Below are 21,595 nucleotides of genomic sequence, written 5' to 3'. Positions count from 1 at the left end.
TGTCGTTCACTCACGTTCACTTATACACCGGAGCGCGTTTTTCGAGGAACGCGGAAATCCCTTCAAGACTGTCCCGATGATGCAGCGACGCGACAAAGTTGTCGCGCTCTGTCACCAGATGATCAGGGAGCGGTTGCGCGCCGGCCGCGCCGATCAGCCCCTTGATGCGCGCGACTGAATTGGGCGAAATCTTGCCGAGTTCGTCGGCCCATGCAACCGCGGCGTCGCGCACGGCGCCGGTCCTGGCCAGTTTGTTGACGACACCGAGTTCATGCAAACGCGTGGCGCCGATCGGTTTGCCTTCGATCAGTACCTCGGTGGCCAACTGACGCGGCAGCGCTTGTGCGAGGAACCACGAACCGCCGCCGTCGGGTGTCAGGCCGACGCGTGCATACGACATGACGAATTTGGCCGTGTCCGCGGCAACGATCAGGTCGCACGCGAGCGCAAGCGAGAATCCCGCGCCGGCGGCGGCGCCGTCCACGGCGGCGATCACCGGCTTCGACGAAAGGCGCAGCGCCGAGATCCATTCGCCGAGCAGGTCGATGCTCTGAGCTTGCACGGACGGATCTTTCGCGCGGTTTTCCAGCAGGCGATTCAGATTGCCGCCCGCACAGAAGAAGTTGTCGGCGCCGGTGATCACGACGGCGCGGATCGACGGATCGCGCTCCACCGAGTCGAGCGCTTCGATCCCTGCGGCGTACATGTCCGGGTGCAGCGCGTTGCGCGCGCCGGGGTTCGACAGCGTGAGAACCAGTGTCGATTCGCTTTCGGTCGGGCGCGAGGTCAGCAGTTCGGCGCTCATTGTTGTGTCTCCGTGGTGTCTGTATCGGTTGCGTCGCGTTGGGTCAGCGAAAGGCCAAGCTGGGCTCGCCGCGCGAGCCAGGGTGAAGGACGATAGCGCGGGTCGCCGAGCACACTGAACATATTGCGCAGGATCGCGAGAATGGTGGTCGAACCGAGGGCGTCGCCGAGCGCCAGCGGGCCGCGTGGGTAGCCGAGGCCGAGCGTCACGGCGAGATCGATATCGTCAGGCGTGGCGATCTGTTTTTGCGCGATGTCGCAACCGATATTGACGATAGTCGCCACCACGCGTTGCGCAACGAAGCCGGTCGAGTCGCGGATCACGGTGACGGGCACGCCGTCAGCGGCGAAGAGCGCATGCGCCGTGTCACGCGCGGCGCGAGTGGTGGCGGGCGTTGTCATCAGCGTGCGGCGATGTGCGCCGACGAGCGGGAAGAGCGCGTCGACGGCGACGACACGGCTCGCGTCGAGCGCTTCGTCGACTGCGGCTGTGGTCGCGTCGTGACCGAACGGCGTGACGACGATCAACGAGTTGGCTTCGGGCGTCGCGCCGTCGTCGAGTTTCACGCCGGCTTTCTCGATGAGTTGCACGACGGCGTCGTGCGCTTGCGGATAACGCTTGCTGACCCACACGCTGGCCGGCAGTCCAGTCGGCGCGGGCGCTTCGGCAGGCACTTGCTGCTTGCCGTCTTCGTAGCGGTAAAAGCCTTCACCCGTCTTGCGGCCGATCAATCCGCCCGCGAGCCGTGTGCCGGTGATGGGCGACGGCGTGAAGCGCGGTTCCTCATAGAACTGGTGATAGATCGACTCCATCACCGGATGCGAGACGTCCAGCGCCGTCAGGTCGAGCAACTCGAACGGCCCGAGGCGAAAACCCGCCTGCTCGCGCATGATACGGTCGATGTCGGCGAAGCTGGCCACGCCTTCACCCGCTACGCGCAAGCCCTCGGTATTCATGCCGCGGCCCGCGTGATTCACGATGAAGCCGGGCATATCTTTCGCGCGCACCGGCGTGTGACCCATGCGGCGCGCGAGTTCCATCAGCGCGTCGCCTGCGGCGGGGTCGCTGCGCAGACCGTCGATCACTTCGACGACCTTCATCAACGGCACCGGATTGAAGAAGTGATAACCGACCACGCGCGACGGATCGCTACAGCCCGCGGCAATCGCCGTGATGGACAGCGAAGACGTATTGGACGCCAGCACGCAATGGCCGCTCACCACGGTCTCGAGTTCGCGGAACAGCGCCTGCTTCACGTCGAGTTTTTCGACGATCGCCTCGACGACCAGATCGCAACCGGCCAGATCGCCAATGGCCTGCGCGCCGCTGACATTCGCGAGCGCCGCAAGAGAGCGGGCCTGGTCGAGCTTGCCTTTCGCGGTCAACCTGGCGAAAGTCTCGGCGAGATAGTCGCGCGCGGCGCCGATTGCAGCAGGATTGGTGTCGTACAGACGCACGGTGAAACCGGCCAGTGCGGCAATCTGCGCGATGCCGCGGCCCATTGCTCCGGTTCCGACAATGCCGATAGTCTCGATGCTGAAATTGCGAGAGGTCATTGTGATGCTCGACTCCATGGTTATTTTAGAATAGCACGATCGTGCAATTTACTGGATGATTGATGGACGACCGCTGCTTTGACTTTGATTTCGATGAGCACGAGCGGTCGCATACAACCCTAAGGAAGGAGACACCCGATGATCAAGCTGTGCGGTTTCGCGCTCTCTAACTATTACAACAAAGTGAAGTTCGTGCTGCTCGAACACGGTATTCCGTTCGAGGAGGTGTCGGTGTTGCCGAGTCAGGACGAGGCGATGCTGGAGCATTCGCCGCTCGGCAAGGTGCCTTATCTGCAGACCGAAGAGGGCGATCTGTGCGAATCGCAATGCATCGTCGAGTATCTGGCCGCGCGCTTTCCCGACAAGACGATCTTCTCCGCTGACCCTTGGGAAGCGGCCAAGGAGCGCGAGCTGATCATGTTCGTCGACGTGCATCTCGAACTGACCGCGCGCAATCTCTACAAGGAAGCGTTCTTCGGCGGCACGGTGACCGAGGCGACTAAAGGGCGTGTCGAGAAACTTCTCCAACATCACATTGCCGGCTTCAGGCGGATCGCGAAGTTCGGGCCGTACCTGAGCGGCGAGCGCTTCAGTGTTGCGGATACGGCGGGGTATGTGAGCTTGCCGCTGGTGGGCATGGCGACGCAGACAATCTACGGTCGCGATTTTTTGCTGGACGCCGGCGTGGACTGGAAGAGCTACGTGAAAGTGATCAACGCCCGGCCGGCGGCGCAACGCGTGACCGAAGATCGCAAGGCGTACATCGCGGCTTCGCGCCCGGTTTGACGGGCGCTGCCCGGCCTTAAGCGAACACGCGCGAGGCGCGCACGCCGGGACCATTGCGCGCGATAGCAGGGAACGGAGGTTCGTTCGCGGCGTCGCGCGGGACATGTCAGAGCCGCGCCAGCCGCTCGAGCGCTGTGGCGAGCGTGCTTTCCTGCTTGGCAAAGCAGAAGCGCACCACGCCCGATTCATGCGCCTCGTGATAGAACGCCGAGACCGGAATGGCCGCCACGCCGATCTCGCCGGTCAGCCATTGGGCGAATTCTGCTTCGGGCAGATCGCTGATCGCCGAATAGTCGACGCACTGAAAGTAAGTGCCCGTGCAAGGCAATAGCTTGAAGCGCGAATTCGCGAGGCCGGCGCGGAAGAAGTCGCGCTTCTTCTGATAGAACGCCGGCAGGTCGAGATACGGTGCAGGATCTTTCATGTAGTCGGCAAGGCCGATCTGCATCGGCGTATTGACCGTGAACACGTTGAACTGGTGCACCTTGCGGAACTCGGCGGTGAGCGCGGCGGGCGCGGCGACATAGCCGACTTTCCAGCCCGTCACATGGTAGGTCTTGCCGAAGCTCGACACCACGAAACTGCGCTGCGCCAGTTCTGGGTAGCGGGCCACGCTTTCGTGCGGCGCGCCGTCATAGACCATGTGTTCATACACTTCGTCGGAAAGAATCAGCACGTTGGTGCCGCGCACGATCTCTTCGAGCTTGCGCATGTCTTGCTCGCGCCAGACCGTGCCGGTCGGATTGTGCGGTGTATTGATCAGCAGGAGCCGCGTTTTCGGCGTGATCGCGGCAGCGAGCTTGTCGAACGGAATGGCGTAGTCGGGCGCCTCGAGCGTGACGAAGACCGGCTTGCCGCCGGCCAGTTCGATGGACGGCAGATAGCTGTCGTAGGTCGGCTCGACCACGATCACTTCGTCGCCCGGGTGGACGGTACAGAGAATCGCGGTGAGCAACGCCTGTGTCGCGCCCGCGGTCACGGTGATTTCGGTCGTGGCGTCGTAGCGGCGCCCGTACAGGTTCGCGATCTTGTCCGAAATGGCCTGGCGCAGCGGCGCGGCGCCCGCCATGGGCGGGTACTGGTTGTGGCCGTCGCGCATGGCGTTCGCGACCGCGTCGACAATGCGTGGATCGCAGTTGAAATCGGGAAAGCCCTGACCCAAATTTACCGCGCCTTTTTCTGCGGCGAGCGCGCTCATCACGGTGAAGATCGTCGTGCCGACATTCGGCAGGCGAGACGGAAACGTGGGACTCGTGGGCGTGTCGTGCGGTGCATTCATGGCGCTGTCCGGAGCGTGGGCGAGTGGGTTAGACAAAGGCGTCGCGTGAAATGGACGAAGCCTGATTGTAGGGAATCGCGGCGCGGTGTGCGTGCCGCGAAGTGCACGTTAGCCGACTGGCCAAGGCTGTGCGCCTGGCGGGTCATGCGGTTGCAGTCTCGCCGGTGACGCTCAGGGACGCGCCAATGGCGGCGACGAAGGGCGCCGGCTGGGCGATCTGAAAGCCGAAGTCGCGTGCAATCCGTTTGGCCAGCTTCAACACCGCGCGATCTTTCGAGACCAGCCAGTCAGCCTGCGCGGCGTGCGCGAGTTCGAGAAACTTCTGGTCGTCGCGGTCTTTGCATTTGGGCAAGGGTCTCGTATCTTCCGTTTGCGCAACGGGATCGACCCGTTGCGCGAGCCGTGCGACGACCGCGAGCGCGGCGGCCTTGTCCACGTTCCGATGCACGAACTGCGGGTAGTCGAGCACGTAGGTGAGTTCGGCGAGGCAGCGCGCGTCGATCAGCGCGGCCAGCGCACCACTTTCGAGCGCGGCCGCGATCGGCCGCGTGTGCGGGTCGTCGAACACGAGAATGTCGATCCACACATTGGAATCGAGGACGACGCGCAAAGCGCCGCGTGAGACATGGGAACCGGGCATTCGTTACAATCTGGCTTTCGTCTTTGACCGCCAGGCACGGCGTGCCTGCAAGCCTCTATGATAATCGTTCTGTCGCCGGCGAAATCGCTCGACTACGAAACCCCGCCTCACGTCAAAAAGCACACGATCCCCGATTTCGTCGACGACGCGGCCGAATTGATCGGCGGATTGCGCAGGTTGTCGCCGCAGCAGATCGCCTCCTTGATGGATATTTCGGATCAGCTCGCGCACCTCAATTTCCAGCGCTACGCAGAATGGTCGCCCAAATTCGGCACGCACAACGCCAAGCAGGCGGTGCTGGCGTTCAATGGCGACGTGTACGAGGGTTTCAACGCGAAGACGTTGTCGGCGGCGGATCTCGACTACGCGCAGAATCACGTGCGCGTGTTGTCCGGCCTGTACGGTTTGCTGCGTCCGCTCGATCTGCTGCAACCTTACCGGCTGGAAATGGGTACGCGTTTCGCTAACCCGCGCGGCAAGGATCTGTACGCATTCTGGGGCGAGCGGATCACGCAGGCCTTGAATGCACAGCTCAAGAAGAATGCCGCGGCGTCCCGCGTGCTGGTCAATTGCGCGTCGGGCGAATACTTCAAGTCCGTCAAGCCGAAGCTGCTCGAAGCGCCGGTCATTACGCCCGTTTTCGAGGACTGGAAGGGCGGTCGCTACAAGATCATCAGCTTCCATGCAAAACGGGCGCGCGGCCTGATGGCGCGCTATGCCGTGGAGAACCGTCTCGACAAGCCCGAGCAGTTGAAGGAATTCGACGTCGAAGGCTATGCGTTCGACGCCGAAGCGTCGAATGATTCCACTTACGTATTCCGCCGCCGCGTTGCTGAATAAGCGTTTCGCCGCGCGTACAAGCAGGGAAAAACCATCATGACGTTATCCATTACGAGCAACTTCGACGCAGGCGCGATTGAAGTGCTGTCCTGTGAAGAAGCGGGCAATATCCGTTTGCGCGTGCGGCCGGACAGCCATGCCGAGTTCGCGCAGTGGTTTTACTTCCGCTTGTCCGGCGCGGCGGGCGAGCGCTGCGTGATGACCTTCGAGAATGCGGCCGCATGCGCTTTCGCCGAAGGCTGGCGCGATTATCAGGCGGTGGCGAGCTATGACCGGGTGAACTGGTTCCGCGTACCCACGTCGTACGACGGCCGCGTGCTGAAGATCGACCACACGCCGGACTTCGACCGCATTTACTACGCGTATTTCGAGCCGTATAGCGAGGAGCGTCATGCGGAGTTTCTGGGCGCGGTGCAGCAGATGCCTCAGGCGACGCTCACGGAATTGGGCAAGAGCGTCGAAGGTCGGCCCATTTCGCTGCTCACGCTCGGCACGTCGCAAACCGGCGATACACCCAGGAAGAAAATCTGGCTGATCGCGCGCCAGCATCCTGGTGAGACGATGGCCGAGTGGTTTATCGAGGGTCTCGTGAAGCGGCTCGCGGGTTGGGGCGATTGGGCGGGCGACCCGGTGGCGCGCAAGCTCTACGATCACGCGGTCTTCTACATCGTGCCGAATATGAATCCGGACGGCAGCGTGCACGGCAATCTGCGCACCAATGCGGCCGGTGCGAATCTGAATCGCGAGTGGATGGAGCCGGATGCCGCGCGCAGTCCCGAAGTGCTGGTGGTGCGCGACGCGATTCACGCCACCGGCTGCGACCTGTTCTTCGATATCCACGGTGACGAGGCGCTGCCCTACGTGTTCGTGGCCGGCTCCGAAATGCTGCCGGGCTTTACCGAGCGGCAGCGGGAAGAGCAGCACGCGTTCATCGAAGCGTTCAAGCACGCGAGCCCCGATTTCCAGGACAAGCACGGCTACGCGGCGAGCAAATATCGTGAGGACGCGCTGAAACTGGCGTCGAAGTACATCGGCAACGAATTTGGCTGCCTGTCGCTCACGCTGGAGATGCCGTTCAAGGACAACGCGAATCTGCCTGACAAACGGGTGGGCTGGAACGGCGAGCGTAGCGCGTCGCTCGGTGCCGCGATGCTTCAGGCGATCCTGCGGCACGTGGAGACGTTTGCTTAAAGCGAACTCGGCATAAAAAACGAGGCACACACTTCACGGTGTGTGCCTCGTTTTCATTGGGGCGGCTGATTGACTCTTGGCCGGTGACTCTCGGCCGGTGACTCTCGGCCGGCGGAGCGATGCCGCAAGCGCGAACCGCTACTGAGTTTTCTTCTTCGCCGGTGTCTTCTTCGCGGTTGCTTTGTTCGAGTTCGTTCTCGACGACTTGCCCGAGTTCGGTTTGGAAGACTTCGTGGTCGCTTTCTTCGTGGTTTTGCCGCTCGCCGAGTGCTTGCCTTTGGCGCTCTTATGCTTGCCCGACGCCGCTCGCGATCCCGAGGGTTCCGAGGCGCGCGCACGGGCCGGTGGCACCGGATCGTTCCAACTGAACGCCAGCATCTGCGCACCGACATAGCCGCAGCGGAACTTCAGATCGGCGGGGTCGCCTTCGCCGCTTTGGCGCACGCCGAGCCCTTCGACGGTGACGATGTTGTCTACCTTGACGCGCTGCTTGCCCTCGTCGAACGAATCGTTCCACGGCGTGACCGACGCATGCGCGCTATCGAACGAGCTAGGTGGAAATTCGACATGGTCGAAGGCAGTTGACGTGCTGGCGACAAAGTTGCCATGAGCAGCGCAGTCCGCAACGAGCGGGTCTGCATGCATTTCATTGACAAATCTATTGACGAGATCGTTGTGCTGTTCGAGTTGGTCGGCGAGCGCGGAAGTGGAACAGATGAGCGAGAGACTCGCCGCATATGTTGCCAACCGGCCGACCAACCGCAGCATTCTGCGCGGTACGTTGGTGCGATCCATCTAGTTGTTAGACGCTAATGAGACATGAGGCACGTAAGATGCCCCGCGAGAGGGTGGAGTTCAATCCTGGCACAAAATATTTTGTCCTGTCGTGGTGCGCCGGCACGAGCGGTTCATGTAGCCGAGGCGCCCATTGCCGCAGCTGCACGTTCAATGGTCGTGCGAGTGTCAGGTGCGCGGTCCGCCCAATCGATATCTGCGTACGTCATAAGTGGTGACCCACGCAGGACGATACACCGCGATCAATGCCGTCGACATGCCGGTGAACCAGGCTTCCCCTGTGGCAAGTAGAAGCACGCTGAGCGCGTAGCCTGCGGGGATCACGGTCATGGAGCCGTCGGCGAGCGCGATATGCACGCCGAGAGCCGCGGCCGCCGTAAGCGACACGGCAATGGCCGGCGACACAAACCCCTGGCCGAAGATGAACATGAAGAGATTGCGCGGCAACCACGCAATGCTGATGCGTTGGACCAGAGTAGAAATGCCGACTGGCAATGCACCATAGACGAGGAAGGTTAGCGCGATACCCTGCCAGGGAGCATCGAAGACGACAGCGGCCAGACCGGTGACCACCGCCATGGCGATCAGCGCCAGCGCCCAGTCGAACAAGGTGACGACTAGCGTGGCGCCGAGCAGATGCATGACGGTGCCGTCGTCGAGCCATGCGTTGGTGGCCCACAGCACCGACACTGCGACGATGATCGCAAGCCAGACATGCTGCAGGGTGCCGTCTTGAAGTCGTTTGAAAGGATTTTTCCACAGCGCGAGCGCGACCACTATCGCAGTGACGATCCAGCCACCGACAGCGACCCAGAACGGAAGCGGTGTGTAGAGGAAACCCATGTGTCTCATATTACTCGTTGGACGAGAAAAGGTGTGAGCGGATTCCATGCCAGCAGGCGCAAACGCTGTTAGAAAGTAGCCGCCCGAATGCTGACGCGTGCCCCGGCGACGCTCACGCAGGGCCTGGCGCAAGTGGGTCCGTTGCTGGTCCGGCGGGCGGCGCGTCGCCGTACTGTGCGCCCGGTTCGGCTGCCATCGGCAGCAGGGCGGCCGTGTCGTTAGCAGGCAACGGATAGTGGAAGCGCCGTCGCGTGCGGCGACGCAAAGGCACCACGCCGGCTTGCCCCATGATCGGGCGAACCGGGCCGTCGGCATCATTGCGCAGTACTTGCAGATGGTTCGATAGCCAGCCGTTGTAAAGCGCGACCGCGGCAGCGCGATTCGGCGCCCCGAGTTGCTGGAATATGCTGGTCAGATGGATCTTGACGGTGCCTTCGCTAATGCCGAGGGTGCGCGCGATCATCTTGTTGGTGCTGCCCATGTGAACGCAGCGCATGATTTGCTGCTGGCGGGGTGATAGCCCGTTGGCCAGTTTGGCGCGGCGCGGTGGAGGGCTCTTTTCGTCGAACGGCCGGATGGCGGTATCCGGCGGCAGCGGAGGATCGAGCGCCAGCGCGCCGGGCGGCACGTAGTGACCGCCCAGCAGTACCATTTCAAATGCGCGCACGATCAGACAAGGATCGGTGTCGCGCGGCACGACGCCAAGCACGCCCTCGTCCATGAGGTCCCGCACGGCGACCGGCGAGATCTGGTCCGTCAGCACTGCAATGCGCAGATCGGGGTAATGACTGAGCAGATGGCGCGTATCGGCGATCGACATCCAGTCCTGCCAATCGATGACGAGCAGGTCGGGCCGCTGACGTTTGAGCGTGCGTTCGACCTGACGCCAATCCTGGGCTTCGTTAAAACGCGCCAGCCGGTCAATTTGCCGCAGAAGTGCTTTGAGTCCATCACGTCGTTCCGCGTCTGAGTTGAGTATCGAGAATCGCATGCATGTCTCCAGATGAATCGGGCGAAGTGGCGCGATGCAGACGCGCGGCAAGTGAGAGCCGGATGCGTTGCGATGCGTCGCCGTTCCTATGATGACAAATTCCCTTCAATTTGACGGCCTGTCCAAAAGGCATAAGAGGAATGACGTAAGAACGTAGAGGCACAAAAAAGCCCCGCGCTCGGCGGGGCTTTGTCATGTCGTACGCGGCGCCCGAAATGCGCCTGCGACCATGTTCAATGGAAGTGCGGCTGTGCGGGCTCCGCGTCCTCCGGCATTTCGGCGTGGACGATTTCGCCGAGCGGGTCGGCATAGAGCGGCACGCCGCAATCGTCGCAATATTCCGGCTCGAAGCGGCCGGCGTGCCGGCGCACCTCGGTCACACCGGTCTCCTTGAGCAGCGCGACGATTTCCTCGAGCGGGTCGTCCGACGCGGCGGTTTCCTGCGGCTCTTCGTCGATGCCCGGCTCGCCGTTCTCACGGCCGTAAAGCGGCCACACGACGCCATAGATCACGTCATTGCTGCCCCGGCGCGTGAAGCCGACGCGGTATTCGTCGATGCGGCGTTCGCCGAAGCCCGCGACGACCGCGCGCAATTCCTGAGGCGCAGCACCGATCGTGTCGAACAGATAGCGCACGGCGGTGCGCACGGTGTGAGGGCGCACGCTCTCGTCGGCATCGCGGCAGGCAGAGTAATAGGCGTCCGGCAACAGGCACTCGAATTCGCAGCCGGGCAGCACCAGCGACAAATTGGCGCCGCCTTGCGTAGCCCATTGTTCAAGGCATTGCCCGCGCTCGATCCGGCTGCCGTGCTCTTCTTCCTGCCAGCGGAACGTCGGCTCGCCTACCGGGGCCGCGACCACGGCCAGCAGGAAGCGCGGGTCGGCCAGAATCGGCGAAGTTTCCGGCAACTCGCCGAAATTCAGTTTGACGTTGCCGCCGGTCATGGCCGCCTGAGCGAGCTGCTGGGCAATGCGCCAGGTTTCGACATGATGACGCGGCAGCTGATCGATGCTGTAAAGGAAAGGCGCCATGGCGACCCGCGTATTCGCTGCGAGCACATGTGCCTGGAGGTGCGCGCGCAGGGCGTCGGCGGCGTCGGCCTTGAGCGGGCCGGACGGAATCATGTAGCGGGTCCAGGCGAGCACGGGCGCGGCGATCAGCAGCGCCTCATGAGGCACGCCTTCGTGTTCGATGATGAACGACTCGCTGTGCGTTTCCGCCATGTCGGCGAGCGCGCCGTAGGCGTCGGGATGATTTTGCTGCAGATGATCGAGCGCGGCGTCCAGCGTAGTCTGGTTGGCGTTGCGAACGATCTTGGCGAGCAGCGCGTCGAGTTTCGCTTCCCAGAAGCGGTCCTCGGTGCGGCTGCCCGACGCGAAAAGCGCGAGCGAAAGACCGACCAGCTTGTCGGCATCGGGTGGGAGACGTTTGGCGATTCGCGAGCGCATAAATCCGGAAATTGGGGTGTACAACCTTATATTCTAGTCTTTTCTATGCCGCCATATTATTTGGTCGGCAATGCCGGATGAATTGGGACGTTTCCGTGCGAAAAATCAGCCTGTTGAGCGCGCCTTCGAGACCGTTGCGCAGCGGCTTGGCCCGATGATATAAGACGCCCCCGGGCGCGTGACTCGCTTCTATACTGAGCGCTTTCAGCGAACGCCAGACAAAAGTATGTCCATTCGTCGCCGGGGATTGGCGCAACAGGAGATTCATCATGAAATCGGACCAACTGATCGAACGGCTTGCCGCTGTGTTCGCGCTGATTATCCTGGTGGGCGGATCGCTGCTGGTGCTGGCGCCTTTCACGACCGCGCTACTATGGGGCGCCATTCTCAGCTATAGCTCCTGGGGCTTGTACCGGAGGCTGACCGCGGCCGTCGGCGGGCGGCGCAAGTGGGCCGCCACGTTGATCGTGTTGATCATTCTGATTGTGGTGCTTGGACCGTTCGTCTATGCGGGCTTTGCTTTCGGGGCGCACGTACACGATATCGTCGCGCTGGTTCAGCGGCTCTTTGAAGCCGGCTTGCCGGATTTGCCGCCGTGGGTTGCCCGGATTCCGCTGGTGGGTTCCAGCATCGAGGCATTCTGGGAGCGTGTCACAAGCAATAATTCCGAACTGATCGCGCAATTGCGTACGCTCGCTGCACCCGCGGGCAAGTGGATTCTTGCCGCTGCAATTGCGGTTACGCATGGCCTCGGTCTGTTGGCGTTGAGCATCGTGCTCGCGTTCTTCTTTTATACGGGGGGAGAGGGCGCAGCGGCCTGGCTGAACGCCGGCATGCGGCGTATTGCCGGCGAGCGCGCCGACTATCTGCTGGCACTTGCTGGCAGCACGGTGAAGGGCGTGGTCTATGGGATTCTCGGCACGGCCCTCGTGCAGGGGATTCTGGCGGGATTCGGATGTTGGATCGCCGGTGTGCCTGCCCCGGCGCTACTCGGGTTGGCGACGTTCTTTCTGTCGGTGATACCGGGTGGGCCGGTGGTTGTCTGGTTGCCAGCGGCGATCTGGCTGTACCACGGCGGCGCGACTGGCTGGGCGATCTTTCTGGTGGTGTGGGGGGTGCTGGTCGTCGGCATGTCCGACAACGTCATCAAGCCGATTCTGATCGGGAAGAATAGCGATATGCCTTTGATTCTGGTGATGCTGGGCATCCTGGGCGGTGCATTCGCTTTTGGCTTCCTCGGCGTTTTCATCGGCCCGACTTTGCTGGCGGTCGCGTACACCGTGCTCCACGATTGGACCATTGGCGCGCCGGCTGCAGGTGCTTTGGCGCCCGATATGAAAGTGCCTGTCGTCGATGAGCCGAGCCGCATAAAAAAGGCGCCTTGAATAAATTTCAGATAATGCTTGCAAGGCGCTGGCCGGCTCGCTAGAATCTCGCTCTTTCGTGCTTCGGACAACGGAGCGCGGGAGGCGGGAGAGCCAGCAGTGGCAAGGCTTTCAGCGGCGTGGGCGGGTTGGGAAAGTTAGAAAAACCTGTTGACGACGTAGTGAAAGTTCTTCATAATCTCGTTTCTCTGCTGCTGATGCAGCGACGCAGAACGAAGCGGTGCCGGGTAGGTGGAAGTACGGTGCTGGTTCGGTGGTGAATGCGGACTCGATCTTTAAAAATTAACAGCCGATAAGTGTGGGCGCTTGATGCGCGATGCGGGCCGGATTCTTCGGAATCTGGCGCAGAGCAGAAGTATCAAGTCTCACACAGTAATGAAAGGAAGGTTTGACTGTCGCAAGATGGTTGGATCATTCGTCAGTACGTTGAGTGAGCGACCGGTTCTTAACGGAACCGAAAAACAGTAACAGGTTTGAACTGAAGAGTTTGATCCTGGCTCAGATTGAACGCTGGCGGCATGCCTTACACATGCAAGTCGAACGGCAGCACGGGGGCAACCCTGGTGGCGAGTGGCGAACGGGTGAGTAATACATCGGAACGTGTCCTGTAGTGGGGGATAGCCCGGCGAAAGCCGGATTAATACCGCATACGATCTGTGGATGAAAGCGGGGGATCCTTCGGGACCTCGCGCTACAGGGGCGGCCGATGGCAGATTAGCTAGTTGGTGGGGTAAAGGCCTACCAAGGCGACGATCTGTAGCTGGTCTGAGAGGACGACCAGCCACACTGGGACTGAGACACGGCCCAGACTCCTACGGGAGGCAGCAGTGGGGAATTTTGGACAATGGGCGAAAGCCTGATCCAGCAATGCCGCGTGTGTGAAGAAGGCCTTCGGGTTGTAAAGCACTTTTGTCCGGAAAGAAAACCTCGTGGTTAATACCCGTGGGGGATGACGGTACCGGAAGAATAAGCACCGGCTAACTACGTGCCAGCAGCCGCGGTAATACGTAGGGTGCAAGCGTTAATCGGAATTACTGGGCGTAAAGCGTGCGCAGGCGGTCCGCTAAGACAGATGTGAAATCCCCGGGCTTAACCTGGGAACTGCATTTGTGACTGGCGGGCTAGAGTATGGCAGAGGGGGGTAGAATTCCACGTGTAGCAGTGAAATGCGTAGAGATGTGGAGGAATACCGATGGCGAAGGCAGCCCCCTGGGCCAATACTGACGCTCATGCACGAAAGCGTGGGGAGCAAACAGGATTAGATACCCTGGTAGTCCACGCCCTAAACGATGTCAACTAGTTGTTGGGGATTCATTTCCTTAGTAACGTAGCTAACGCGTGAAGTTGACCGCCTGGGGAGTACGGTCGCAAGATTAAAACTCAAAGGAATTGACGGGGACCCGCACAAGCGGTGGATGATGTGGATTAATTCGATGCAACGCGAAAAACCTTACCTACCCTTGACATGTATGGAACCTGGCTGAGAGGTCAGGGTGCCCGAAAGGGAGCCATAACACAGGTGCTGCATGGCTGTCGTCAGCTCGTGTCGTGAGATGTTGGGTTAAGTCCCGCAACGAGCGCAACCCTTGTCCCTAGTTGCTACGCAAGAGCACTCTAGGGAGACTGCCGGTGACAAACCGGAGGAAGGTGGGGATGACGTCAAGTCCTCATGGCCCTTATGGGTAGGGCTTCACACGTCATACAATGGTCGGAACAGAGGGTCGCCAACCCGCGAGGGGGAGCCAATCCCAGAAAACCGATCGTAGTCCGGATCGCACTCTGCAACTCGAGTGCGTGAAGCTGGAATCGCTAGTAATCGCGGATCAGCATGCCGCGGTGAATACGTTCCCGGGTCTTGTACACACCGCCCGTCACACCATGGGAGTGGGTTTTACCAGAAGTGGCTAGTCTAACCGCAAGGAGGACGGTCACCACGGTAGGATTCATGACTGGGGTGAAGTCGTAACAAGGTAGCCGTATCGGAAGGTGCGGCTGGATCACCTCCTTTCTCGAGCTAACGCGTCAATGTGTTGAGCGCTCACGCTTATCGGCTGTGAAATTTAGACAGACTCAGGGGTCTGTAGCTCAGTCGGTTAGAGCACCGTCTTGATAAGGCGGGGGTCGATGGTTCGAATCCATCCAGACCCACCAAAGTCTTGTCTGGTGTGCTGATCGATAACCTCTGGGTATCAACAGGTAGAGATTATCTGTGCATGACTGGGGGATTAGCTCAGCTGGGAGAGCACCTGCTTTGCAAGCAGGGGGTCGTCGGTTCGATCCCGTCATCCTCCACCAATCCTCAATGCGTAGCGTTCTGTGAGAAGCAGAGCGTTGTGCATTGGCGATTGAGCCAGTCAGAGTGATACGCGGTTATAGCAACTGCGATATCGGCTGTCGTTCTTTAACAATCAGGAAGAAGTAGTAAAGAGATTCACGAAAGATCACTTAGAGATGGGTGGTTGAGTAGGTGAATCAGGGTTGTGATTGTATCAATGTATGAAAAGGTGATCGAAAGATTGCCTTGGAATACGGCGCAACACGAATACTCAACCTGTAGCGGCATGTGAATCGAGAGAGACACACCCGTTATAGGGTCAAGCGAACAAGTGCATGTGGTGGATGCCTTGGCGATCACAGGCGATGAAGGACGCGGTAGCCTGCGAAAAGCGGTGGGGAGCTGGCAAACGAGCTTTGATCCACCGATATCCGAATGGGGAAACCCGGCCCGTATGGGTCATCCGTAGCTGAATACATAGGCTACGTGAAGCGAACGCGGTGAACTGAAACATCTAAGTAACCGCAGGAAAAGAAATCAACCGAGATTCCCAGAGTAGTGGCGAGCGAAATGGGACCAGCCTGTACTCTTTATCTTCATTGTTAGTCGAAGGCTCTGGAAAGTGCCGCCATAGCAGGTGATAGCCCTGTAGACGAAAACAGCGAGGAAGAACTGGGTGTACGACAAGTAGGGCGGGACACGTGAAATCCTGTCTGAAGATGGGGGGACCATCCTCCAAGGCTAAATACTCGTGATCGACCGATAGTGAACCAGTACCGTGAGGGAAAGGCGAAAAGAACCCCGGGAGGGGAGTGAAATAGATCCTGAAACCGCATGCATACAAACAGTCGGAGCCTCGCAAGGGGTGACGGCGTACCTTTTGTATAATGGGTCAGCGACTTACATTCAGTGGCAAGCTTAACCGATTAGGGCAGGCGTAGCGAAAGCGAGTCCGAACAGGGCGTTCAGTCGCTGGGTGTAGACCCGAAACCAGGTGATCTATCCATGGCCAGGATGAAGGTGCGGTAACACGTACTGGAGGTCCGAACCCACTAACGTTGAAAAGTTAGGGGATGAGCTGTGGATAGGGGTGAAAGGCTAAACAAACCTGGAAATAGCTGGTTCTCTCCGAAAACTATTTAGGTAGTGCCTCGTGTATCACCTTCGGGGGTAGAGCACTGTCATGGTTGTGGGGTCCATTGCGGATTACTACGCCATAGCAAACTCCGAATACCGAAGAGTGCAATCACGGGAGACAGACATCGGGTGCTAACGTCCGGTGTCAAGAGGGAAACAACCCAGACCGCCAGCTAAGGTCCCCAAATATTGCTAAGTGGGAAACGAAGTGGGAAGGCTAAAACAGTCAGGAGGTTGGCTTAGAAGCAGCCATCCTTTAAAGAAAGCGTAATAGCTCACTGATCGAGTCGTCCTGCGCGGAAGATGTAACGGGGCTAAGCAATATACCGAAGCTGCGGATGCACATTTATGTGCATGGTAGGAGAGCGTTCCGTAAGCCTGCGAAGGTGCATTGAAAAGTGCGCTGGAGGTATCGGAAGTGCGAATGCTGACATGAGTAGCGATAAAGGGGGTGAAAGGCCCCCTCGCCGTAAGCCCAAGGTTTCCTACGCAACGTTCATCGGCGTAGGGTGAGTCGGCCCCTAAGGCGAGGCAGAAATGCGTAGCTGATGGGAAGCAGGTTAATATTCCTGCACCATTGTTAAATGCGATGGGGGGACGGATCGCGGAAGGTTGTCCGGGTGTTGGAAGTCCCGGTCCTTGCATTGGAGAAGGCGCTTAGGCAAATCCGGGCGCGGAATTCAAGGGTGCGAGGCCATTCACTTCGGTGAAGAAGCAACTGGAAGTGGTTCCAAGAAAAGCCTCTAAGCTTCAGTTTAACAAGACCGTACCGCAAACCGACACAGGTGGGCGAGATGAGTATTCTAAGGCGCTTGAGAGAACTCGGGAGAAGGAACTCGGCAAATTGGTACCGTAACTTCGGGATAAGGTACGCCCCTGTAGCTTGACTGGCCTGCGCCAGAAGGGTGAAGGGGTTGCAATAAACTGGTGGCTGCGACTGTTTAATAAAAACACAGCACTCTGCAAACACGAAAGTGGACGTATAGGGTGTGACGCCTGCCCGGTGCCGGAAGATTAAATGATGGGGTGCAAGCTCTTGATTGAAGTCCCGGTAAACGGCGGCCGTAACTATAACGGTCCTAAGGTAGCGAAATTCCTTGTCGGGTAAGTTCCGACCTGCACGAATGGCGTAACGATGGCCACACTGTCTCCTCCCGAGACTCAGCGAAGTTGAAGTGTTTGTGATGATGCAATCTCCCCGCGGCTAGACGGAAAGACCCCATGAACCTTTACTGTAGCTTTGCATTGGACTTTGAACCGGTCTGTGTAGGATAGGTGGGAGGCTTTGAAGCGTGGACGCCAGTCTGCGTGGAGCCGACCTTGAAATACCACCCTGGTTTGTTTGAGGTTCTAACCTTGGTCCGTTATCCGGACTGGGGACAGTGCATGGTAGGCAGTTTGACTGGGGCGGTCTCCTCCCAAAGTGTAACGGAGGAGTACGAAGGTACGCTAGGTACGGTCGGAAATCGTGCTGATAGTGCAATGGCATAAGCGTGCTTAACTGCGAGACCGACAAGTCGAGCAGGTGCGAAAGCAGGTCATAGTGATCCGGTGGTTCTGTATGGAAGGGCCATCGCTCAACGGATAAAAGGTACTCTGGGGATAACAGGCTGATACCGCCCAAGAGTTCATATCGACGGCGGTGTTTGGCACCTCGATGTCGGCTCATCTCATCCTGGGGCTGTAGCCGGTCCCAAGGGTATGGCTGTTCGCCATTTAAAGAGGTACGTGAGCTGGGTTTAAAACGTCGTGAGACAGTTTGGTCCCTATCTGCCGTGGGCGCTGGATATTTGAAGGGGGCTGCTCCTAGTACGAGAGGACCGGAGTGGACGAACCTCTGGTGTACCGGTTGTCACGCCAGTGGCATCGCCGGGTAGCTATGTTCGGAAGAGATAACCGCTGAAAGCATCTAAGCGGGAAACTCGCCTTAAGATGAGATATCCCCGGGGCTTCGAGCCCCTTGAAGGGTCGTTCAAGACCAGGACGTTGATAGGTCAGGTGTGGAAGCGCAGTAATGCGTTAAGCTAACTGATACTAATTGCCCGTAAGGCTTGATCCTATAACAGGTGTGTCTTGCGATGATCGTTAGTGCTTCAGCACTTACGAGCATCCCACCCCCGAAGGGGGCAGGGACGCCACACACGGTTGAGTGATCAGTGTTGTGCCAGAAACAACACAACCCCAAGCTTCTCTGGTGAGCATCACCAGAAACTACTTCTTCCAGATTGGTTGGGCTGTCCCCAGAGACAGCGCAGCAACAAGTCATGCCTGATGACCATAGCGAGTCGGTCCCACCCCTTCCCATCCCGAACAGGACCGTGAAACGACTCCACGCCGATGATAGTGCGGATTCCCGTGTGAAAGTAGGTAATCGTCAGGCTCCCCAGCAGCATCAGAAACCCCACCCCGAAAAGGTGGGGTTTCTGCGTTTACGGCCGCCCGCCGGCTGCCGCCCGCCGGCAAACGGCAAACGCCCGCAGGCGCGGACGAACACGAACAGACACGAACGAACACGTGGAAAACGGCCCGGAATACGCGCGAAACTATCCACGCGAACCCGCGCCTTCACTCCCTGCCCGGCCGCACCGCCTTCGCATAGCCCGTCAGTTCCAGATACGCCTGTCCCACCTCCACACCTGCGCGGCTCACCCGCACCGCAGCCGCCCCCGGCACAGCCAGCGGCGCTCTCAACATCACCGCTGCTTCACTGCGGCACGACATCCCCGCCGCTGCTCGCACCCACAGGCACCGTGCCATCGCTCATCTGTGCTTTGTCGACTTCTGCAAGCAACGCCTCAGTTTCGTGTGATCGTTTCGGTACCCATACTCGATTCTCATCCTTTCAAATCGCTCAAGCTAAAGCAAAAATAGCTCTTGTAAGAAAATATAAAGCTGCCACAAAAAACAGTTTCGTCCCCTCCCTCAAGCTTCTCCTACGCGCATCGCGTAGTCTCCCTCTGTCTTAACATTCATCTCAAAATACTGTATAAATATACAGTGAAAGATCGTCGACTCATGCTTGCCCGGTGCCGGGCAGGGCGGAGCATTCCCTATTCAAGAGCGTGTCTATGGCAGCAGCGATTCAGCTGGCGACGACCGCGCTGTCGTCTCAATTGCGGCGTCAGGTGTGGCAGGGCAATGAGCTTGCCGAGGCGGACTCGCGCGTGATCTCCAGCGGTTATGCCGCGTTGGATCGGTTATTGCCGGGACAAGGCTGGTCGGCCGGTGGGTTGACGGAATTGTTGATCGAACATGGTGGCGTGGGTGAAGTACGTCTGCTATCTCATGCGCTTTGTCATCTGACGAAGCAAGCCGAGCGGCATGTCATGCTTGTGGCGCCTCCGTATCAACCATGCGCCGCCGCATTGAGGGCTTGGGGCGTCGATGTCGAGCGAGTCTTATGGGTGCGCTCGAGTGAAGACCAGGCCCTGTGGGCCGCCGCTCAGGCCTTGAAGCAAGATGGCATCGGCGCGGTCCTGATTTGGTTGCCGAATGCGCGCGCCGACAAGGTCCGGCGCCTGCAAGTGGCGGCTCAGGAGTCGGCGTCGCTGGCATTTTTGATCCGGCCTGTCGAGGCAGCCAGGCAATCTTCCCCAGCACCATTGCGAATGATTTGCGAGCCGCTCTTGCCGGCCAATGCGCAGACGATCAACCGTCGTCAATGGCTACAGGAGATCGGTTTGTCGATCGACATCTTCAAGCGCCGGGGGCCGCCGCCAGCTGAACCTCTTCGACTCGTTTTGCCTTTACAAAGCGGTTTGTTGCCGGAAAACGGAGTCGGCAGCCATCAAGGACTCAAGATCAAACATGCTGTGGATCGCAGTCACATTGCCACTCTTGTCACTGGAAGCGGTGAAGCCTCTTACGCCGCTCCCGGATGGTTCGCTCGCGAAGCCGAATCGACGTGAGTCGCGCGACGAGGCAGACCAACCTCACAATGTCGAAGAAATCGGTGAGGGGCGTTGTTACGCATTAGCCGATCATGCGCACATTCTGATGCCGGATTTCGACGCCCTGCGCGCCGGTGTGCAGGCGGGTCAATCGCGTTCCTATGCGTTGGCGTTGGCGCCGGAGCTTGAACTGCTTGCCGCCGATCCCGCCCGCGAAACTCAGTCGTTCGAATCAATCGCGCTTGCATTGCTCACGTACACACCGAAAGTGTCTCTCGCCGACGCGCATACCCTGTTGCTCGAAGTCGGCTCCGGGTTGAGATTGTTCGGCGGCTTGCATGCGTTGTTGTCGCGGGTGTCTGCCACGGTGGCGGAGTTCGGCTATACGGCGCGTATTGCCTGTGCGCCGACCGCCTGGGGGGCGTGGCTGTTGGCGCAGGCGCGCTGCGTTCAGCAGGGGCGTCGCTGGCATGTGGTGAAGGAGACTTCACTCGTGCGTGTGCTGGATGGTTTATCCGTATCGCTGCTGCCGGTCACGCCGGCGCATCGCGATGCGTTTTCGCATGTCGGCTGCGCGACGCTGGCCGATTTGCGTCAGTTGCCACGCTCGGGTGTCGTGCGACGTTTTGGCAGCGGTGTTCTGGATCTGCTGGCGCAGGCGTATGGCACGCGTCCGGATCCGCGTGAGTCGTTTCGTGCGCCGGCGTCGTTCCACGCGCAACTGGAGTTACCCTCGCGGGTCGATAACGCGGATGCCTTGCTGTTCGCCGCGCGTCGGCTGATTGTGCAGTTGGCCGGCTGGCTGAGCGCGCATCATGCGGCGCTCAGCGGTTATACGTTGCTGCTCGAGCATGAATTGGCATCCCGTCATGCGCCGAAGACATCGAGCCTGAAGATTGCCTGGGCCATACCGTCGCGCGATGCCGAGCACCTGATCTGGTTGCTGCGGGAAAAGTTGAATCAGACGGTGCTGGCGGCACCGGTTATCGAGTTGAAGCTGGTGGCGGATCAGATCAGCGAATATGCCGGGCAGTCGGACACGTTGTTTCCCATGCCCGAATCGGACGGCGATTCGATTGCGCGTCTGCTCGAACGCTTGAGCGCGCGGTTGGGGCCGGAGAATGTGCTGCAGATGTCGGTGCGGGACGATCATCGTCCCGAGCGGGCAATGCGCGTCGAAGCCTACCAGGCGCAAGCGTTTTCACGCAAGAAGCGCTCGCCGGCTAAGTCCCGGTCGAAAGTCAAAGCGGACAAAACCTGGCTGACCGATGAGTTGCGGCACGCTGCGGCGGAAAAAAGGCATGAAGACGGCGAGACGGCCACGCAGGCTACGCAAGCAACCCAGGCAACCCAGGCAACCCAGGCAACCCAGGTAACCCAGGCAACCCGACTCCTATCCAGAACAAATAGCGCAAAAAACACCAGCACATCCACACCGCAACCCGGCAACGCGCAGGCATCCCTCGACTTACCCGACAGCGCGTTGCCTTCTCAACCTCGCCCGGTCTGGATGCTCGATAAGCCGTTGCGCCTGATGATGCGCGACCAGCGGCCGATCTATCGTCGGCCGCTGAAAATGCTCACGCGTACCGAACGGATCGAAGCAGGGTGGTGGGACGGCAACACTGTCGAGCGCGATTACTACGTCGCGGCCGATGACCGCGGTCATATGTTCTGGGTCTACCGCGAACGTCTTAGCGGCGAGTGGTATCTGCAAGGTTTGTTCGGCTGAAC

At 59.7% G+C, this 21,595-nt stretch carries 15 protein-coding genes, 2 tRNA genes and 3 rRNA genes; 11 read left to right on the top strand and 9 right to left on the bottom strand.

Going from position 1 to position 21,595, the window contains the following annotated elements:
* Positions 1 to 16: 16 nt before the first annotated feature.
* Both BLW71_RS09845 and BLW71_RS09840 read right to left on the bottom strand, forming a co-directional pair.
* Positions 17 to 805, bottom strand: coding sequence for an oxepin-CoA hydrolase, alternative type (locus tag BLW71_RS09845; protein ID WP_091795745.1), 789 nt, complete (start codon positions 803 to 805; stop codon positions 17 to 19).
* Entirely contained in the window at positions 802 to 2,361 is a 1,560-nt protein-coding gene (locus BLW71_RS09840) for a 3-hydroxyacyl-CoA dehydrogenase (RefSeq protein WP_091795742.1), read from the bottom strand. Before BLW71_RS09840 ends, BLW71_RS09845 begins: the two co-directional genes overlap by 4 nt.
* Before the next feature lie 138 nt (positions 2,362 to 2,499).
* Here BLW71_RS09840 and BLW71_RS09835 point away from each other — a divergent pair, with 138 nt between their 5' ends.
* Positions 2,500 to 3,147 (top strand): glutathione S-transferase family protein, encoded by a 648-nt coding sequence (locus BLW71_RS09835; protein WP_091795739.1) that lies wholly within the window; start codon positions 2,500 to 2,502, stop codon positions 3,145 to 3,147.
* Positions 3,148 to 3,253: 106 nt separating this feature from the next.
* Here the strand turns inward: BLW71_RS09835 and BLW71_RS09830 are convergent, their stop codons facing one another.
* Positions 3,254 to 4,426 carry a pyridoxal phosphate-dependent aminotransferase gene (locus tag BLW71_RS09830; protein ID WP_091795737.1) on the bottom strand — a complete coding sequence of 391 codons (1,173 nt, stop codon included), beginning with the start codon at positions 4,424 to 4,426 and terminating at the stop codon, positions 3,254 to 3,256.
* Between the two features lie 142 nt (positions 4,427 to 4,568).
* The gene (locus tag BLW71_RS09825; RefSeq protein ID WP_091795734.1) at positions 4,569 to 5,066 is read right to left on the bottom strand and encodes a putative toxin-antitoxin system toxin component, PIN family; all 498 of its coding nucleotides are present in this window, start codon (positions 5,064 to 5,066) and stop codon (positions 4,569 to 4,571) included.
* Between the two features lie 57 nt (positions 5,067 to 5,123).
* Between BLW71_RS09825 and yaaA the strand changes: the two genes are divergently transcribed.
* The gene (yaaA, locus tag BLW71_RS09820; protein ID WP_091795731.1) at positions 5,124 to 5,906 is read left to right on the top strand and encodes a peroxide stress protein YaaA; all 783 of its coding nucleotides are present in this window, start codon (positions 5,124 to 5,126) and stop codon (positions 5,904 to 5,906) included.
* 36 nt (positions 5,907 to 5,942) lie between these two features.
* Positions 5,943 to 7,097: a M14 family metallopeptidase gene (locus BLW71_RS09815; RefSeq protein WP_091795728.1), complete on the top strand. Its 1,155-nt coding sequence runs from the start codon at positions 5,943 to 5,945 to the stop codon at positions 7,095 to 7,097.
* Positions 7,098 to 7,235: 138 nt separating this feature from the next.
* Here BLW71_RS09815 and BLW71_RS09810 read toward each other — a convergent pair whose 3' ends face one another.
* The 4 genes from BLW71_RS09810 to BLW71_RS09795 all read right to left on the bottom strand — a co-directional run bounded on the left by BLW71_RS09810 (position 7,236) and on the right by BLW71_RS09795 (position 11,174).
* A complete protein-coding gene (locus tag BLW71_RS09810; protein ID WP_091795724.1) occupies positions 7,236 to 7,892 on the bottom strand; it encodes a BspC domain-containing protein in 657 nt (218 codons plus the stop codon).
* Positions 7,893 to 8,060: 168 nt separating this feature from the next.
* Positions 8,061 to 8,735, bottom strand: a complete 675-nt coding sequence (locus BLW71_RS09805; RefSeq protein ID WP_091795721.1) for an energy-coupling factor ABC transporter permease — start codon at positions 8,733 to 8,735, stop codon at positions 8,061 to 8,063.
* Positions 8,736 to 8,847: 112 nt separating this feature from the next.
* A complete protein-coding gene (locus BLW71_RS09800; protein WP_091795718.1) occupies positions 8,848 to 9,726 on the bottom strand; it encodes a response regulator transcription factor in 879 nt (292 codons plus the stop codon).
* Positions 9,727 to 9,959: 233 nt separating this feature from the next.
* Positions 9,960 to 11,174 (bottom strand): DUF2863 family protein, encoded by a 1,215-nt coding sequence (locus BLW71_RS09795; RefSeq protein WP_091795714.1) that lies wholly within the window; start codon positions 11,172 to 11,174, stop codon positions 9,960 to 9,962.
* A 269-nt stretch (positions 11,175 to 11,443) separates the two neighbouring features.
* On the opposite strand from BLW71_RS09795, the gene BLW71_RS09785 reads away from it, so the two are divergent.
* The 6 genes from BLW71_RS09785 to rrf all read left to right on the top strand — a co-directional run bounded on the left by BLW71_RS09785 (position 11,444) and on the right by rrf (position 18,351).
* Complete coding sequence (locus tag BLW71_RS09785; protein WP_091795707.1) at positions 11,444 to 12,559, top strand: AI-2E family transporter; 1,116 nt, start codon at positions 11,444 to 11,446, stop codon at positions 12,557 to 12,559.
* 475 nt (positions 12,560 to 13,034) lie between these two features.
* Positions 13,035 to 14,567 (top strand): 16S ribosomal RNA (locus BLW71_RS09780).
* Between the two features lie 66 nt (positions 14,568 to 14,633).
* Positions 14,634 to 14,710: transfer RNA gene (locus BLW71_RS09775), tRNA-Ile, on the top strand.
* A 68-nt stretch (positions 14,711 to 14,778) separates the two neighbouring features.
* Positions 14,779 to 14,854, top strand: a tRNA-Ala gene (locus tag BLW71_RS09770).
* Between the two features lie 297 nt (positions 14,855 to 15,151).
* Positions 15,152 to 18,030 (top strand): 23S ribosomal RNA (locus BLW71_RS09765).
* 208 nt (positions 18,031 to 18,238) lie between these two features.
* Positions 18,239 to 18,351 (top strand): 5S ribosomal RNA (gene rrf / locus BLW71_RS09760).
* The 16S, 23S and 5S rRNA genes sit together here with 2 tRNA genes alongside, the layout of an rRNA operon.
* Positions 18,352 to 18,536: 185 nt before the next feature.
* Here rrf and BLW71_RS42010 read toward each other — a convergent pair.
* Positions 18,537 to 18,665, bottom strand: a complete 129-nt coding sequence (locus tag BLW71_RS42010; RefSeq protein WP_286162065.1) for a hypothetical protein — start codon at positions 18,663 to 18,665, stop codon at positions 18,537 to 18,539.
* Positions 18,666 to 19,039: 374 nt separating this feature from the next.
* Here BLW71_RS42010 and imuA point away from each other — a divergent pair, with 374 nt between their 5' ends.
* On the top strand, positions 19,040 to 19,879 hold the full coding sequence (gene imuA, locus BLW71_RS09755; RefSeq protein ID WP_091795704.1) for a translesion DNA synthesis-associated protein ImuA: 840 nt from the start codon (positions 19,040 to 19,042) through the stop codon (positions 19,877 to 19,879).
* Positions 19,779 to 21,593, top strand: a complete 1,815-nt coding sequence (locus tag BLW71_RS09750; RefSeq protein ID WP_091795700.1) for a Y-family DNA polymerase — start codon at positions 19,779 to 19,781, stop codon at positions 21,591 to 21,593. Before imuA ends, BLW71_RS09750 begins: the two co-directional genes overlap by 101 nt.
* The last annotated feature ends 2 nt before the right edge of the window (positions 21,594 to 21,595 follow it).

The organism is Burkholderia sp. WP9 (assembly GCF_900104795.1).
Classification (GTDB): Bacteria; Pseudomonadota; Gammaproteobacteria; order Burkholderiales; family Burkholderiaceae; genus Paraburkholderia.
Note: the sequence above shows the minus strand (reverse complement) of the source record. Positions and strands in the feature narration are given on the sequence as shown.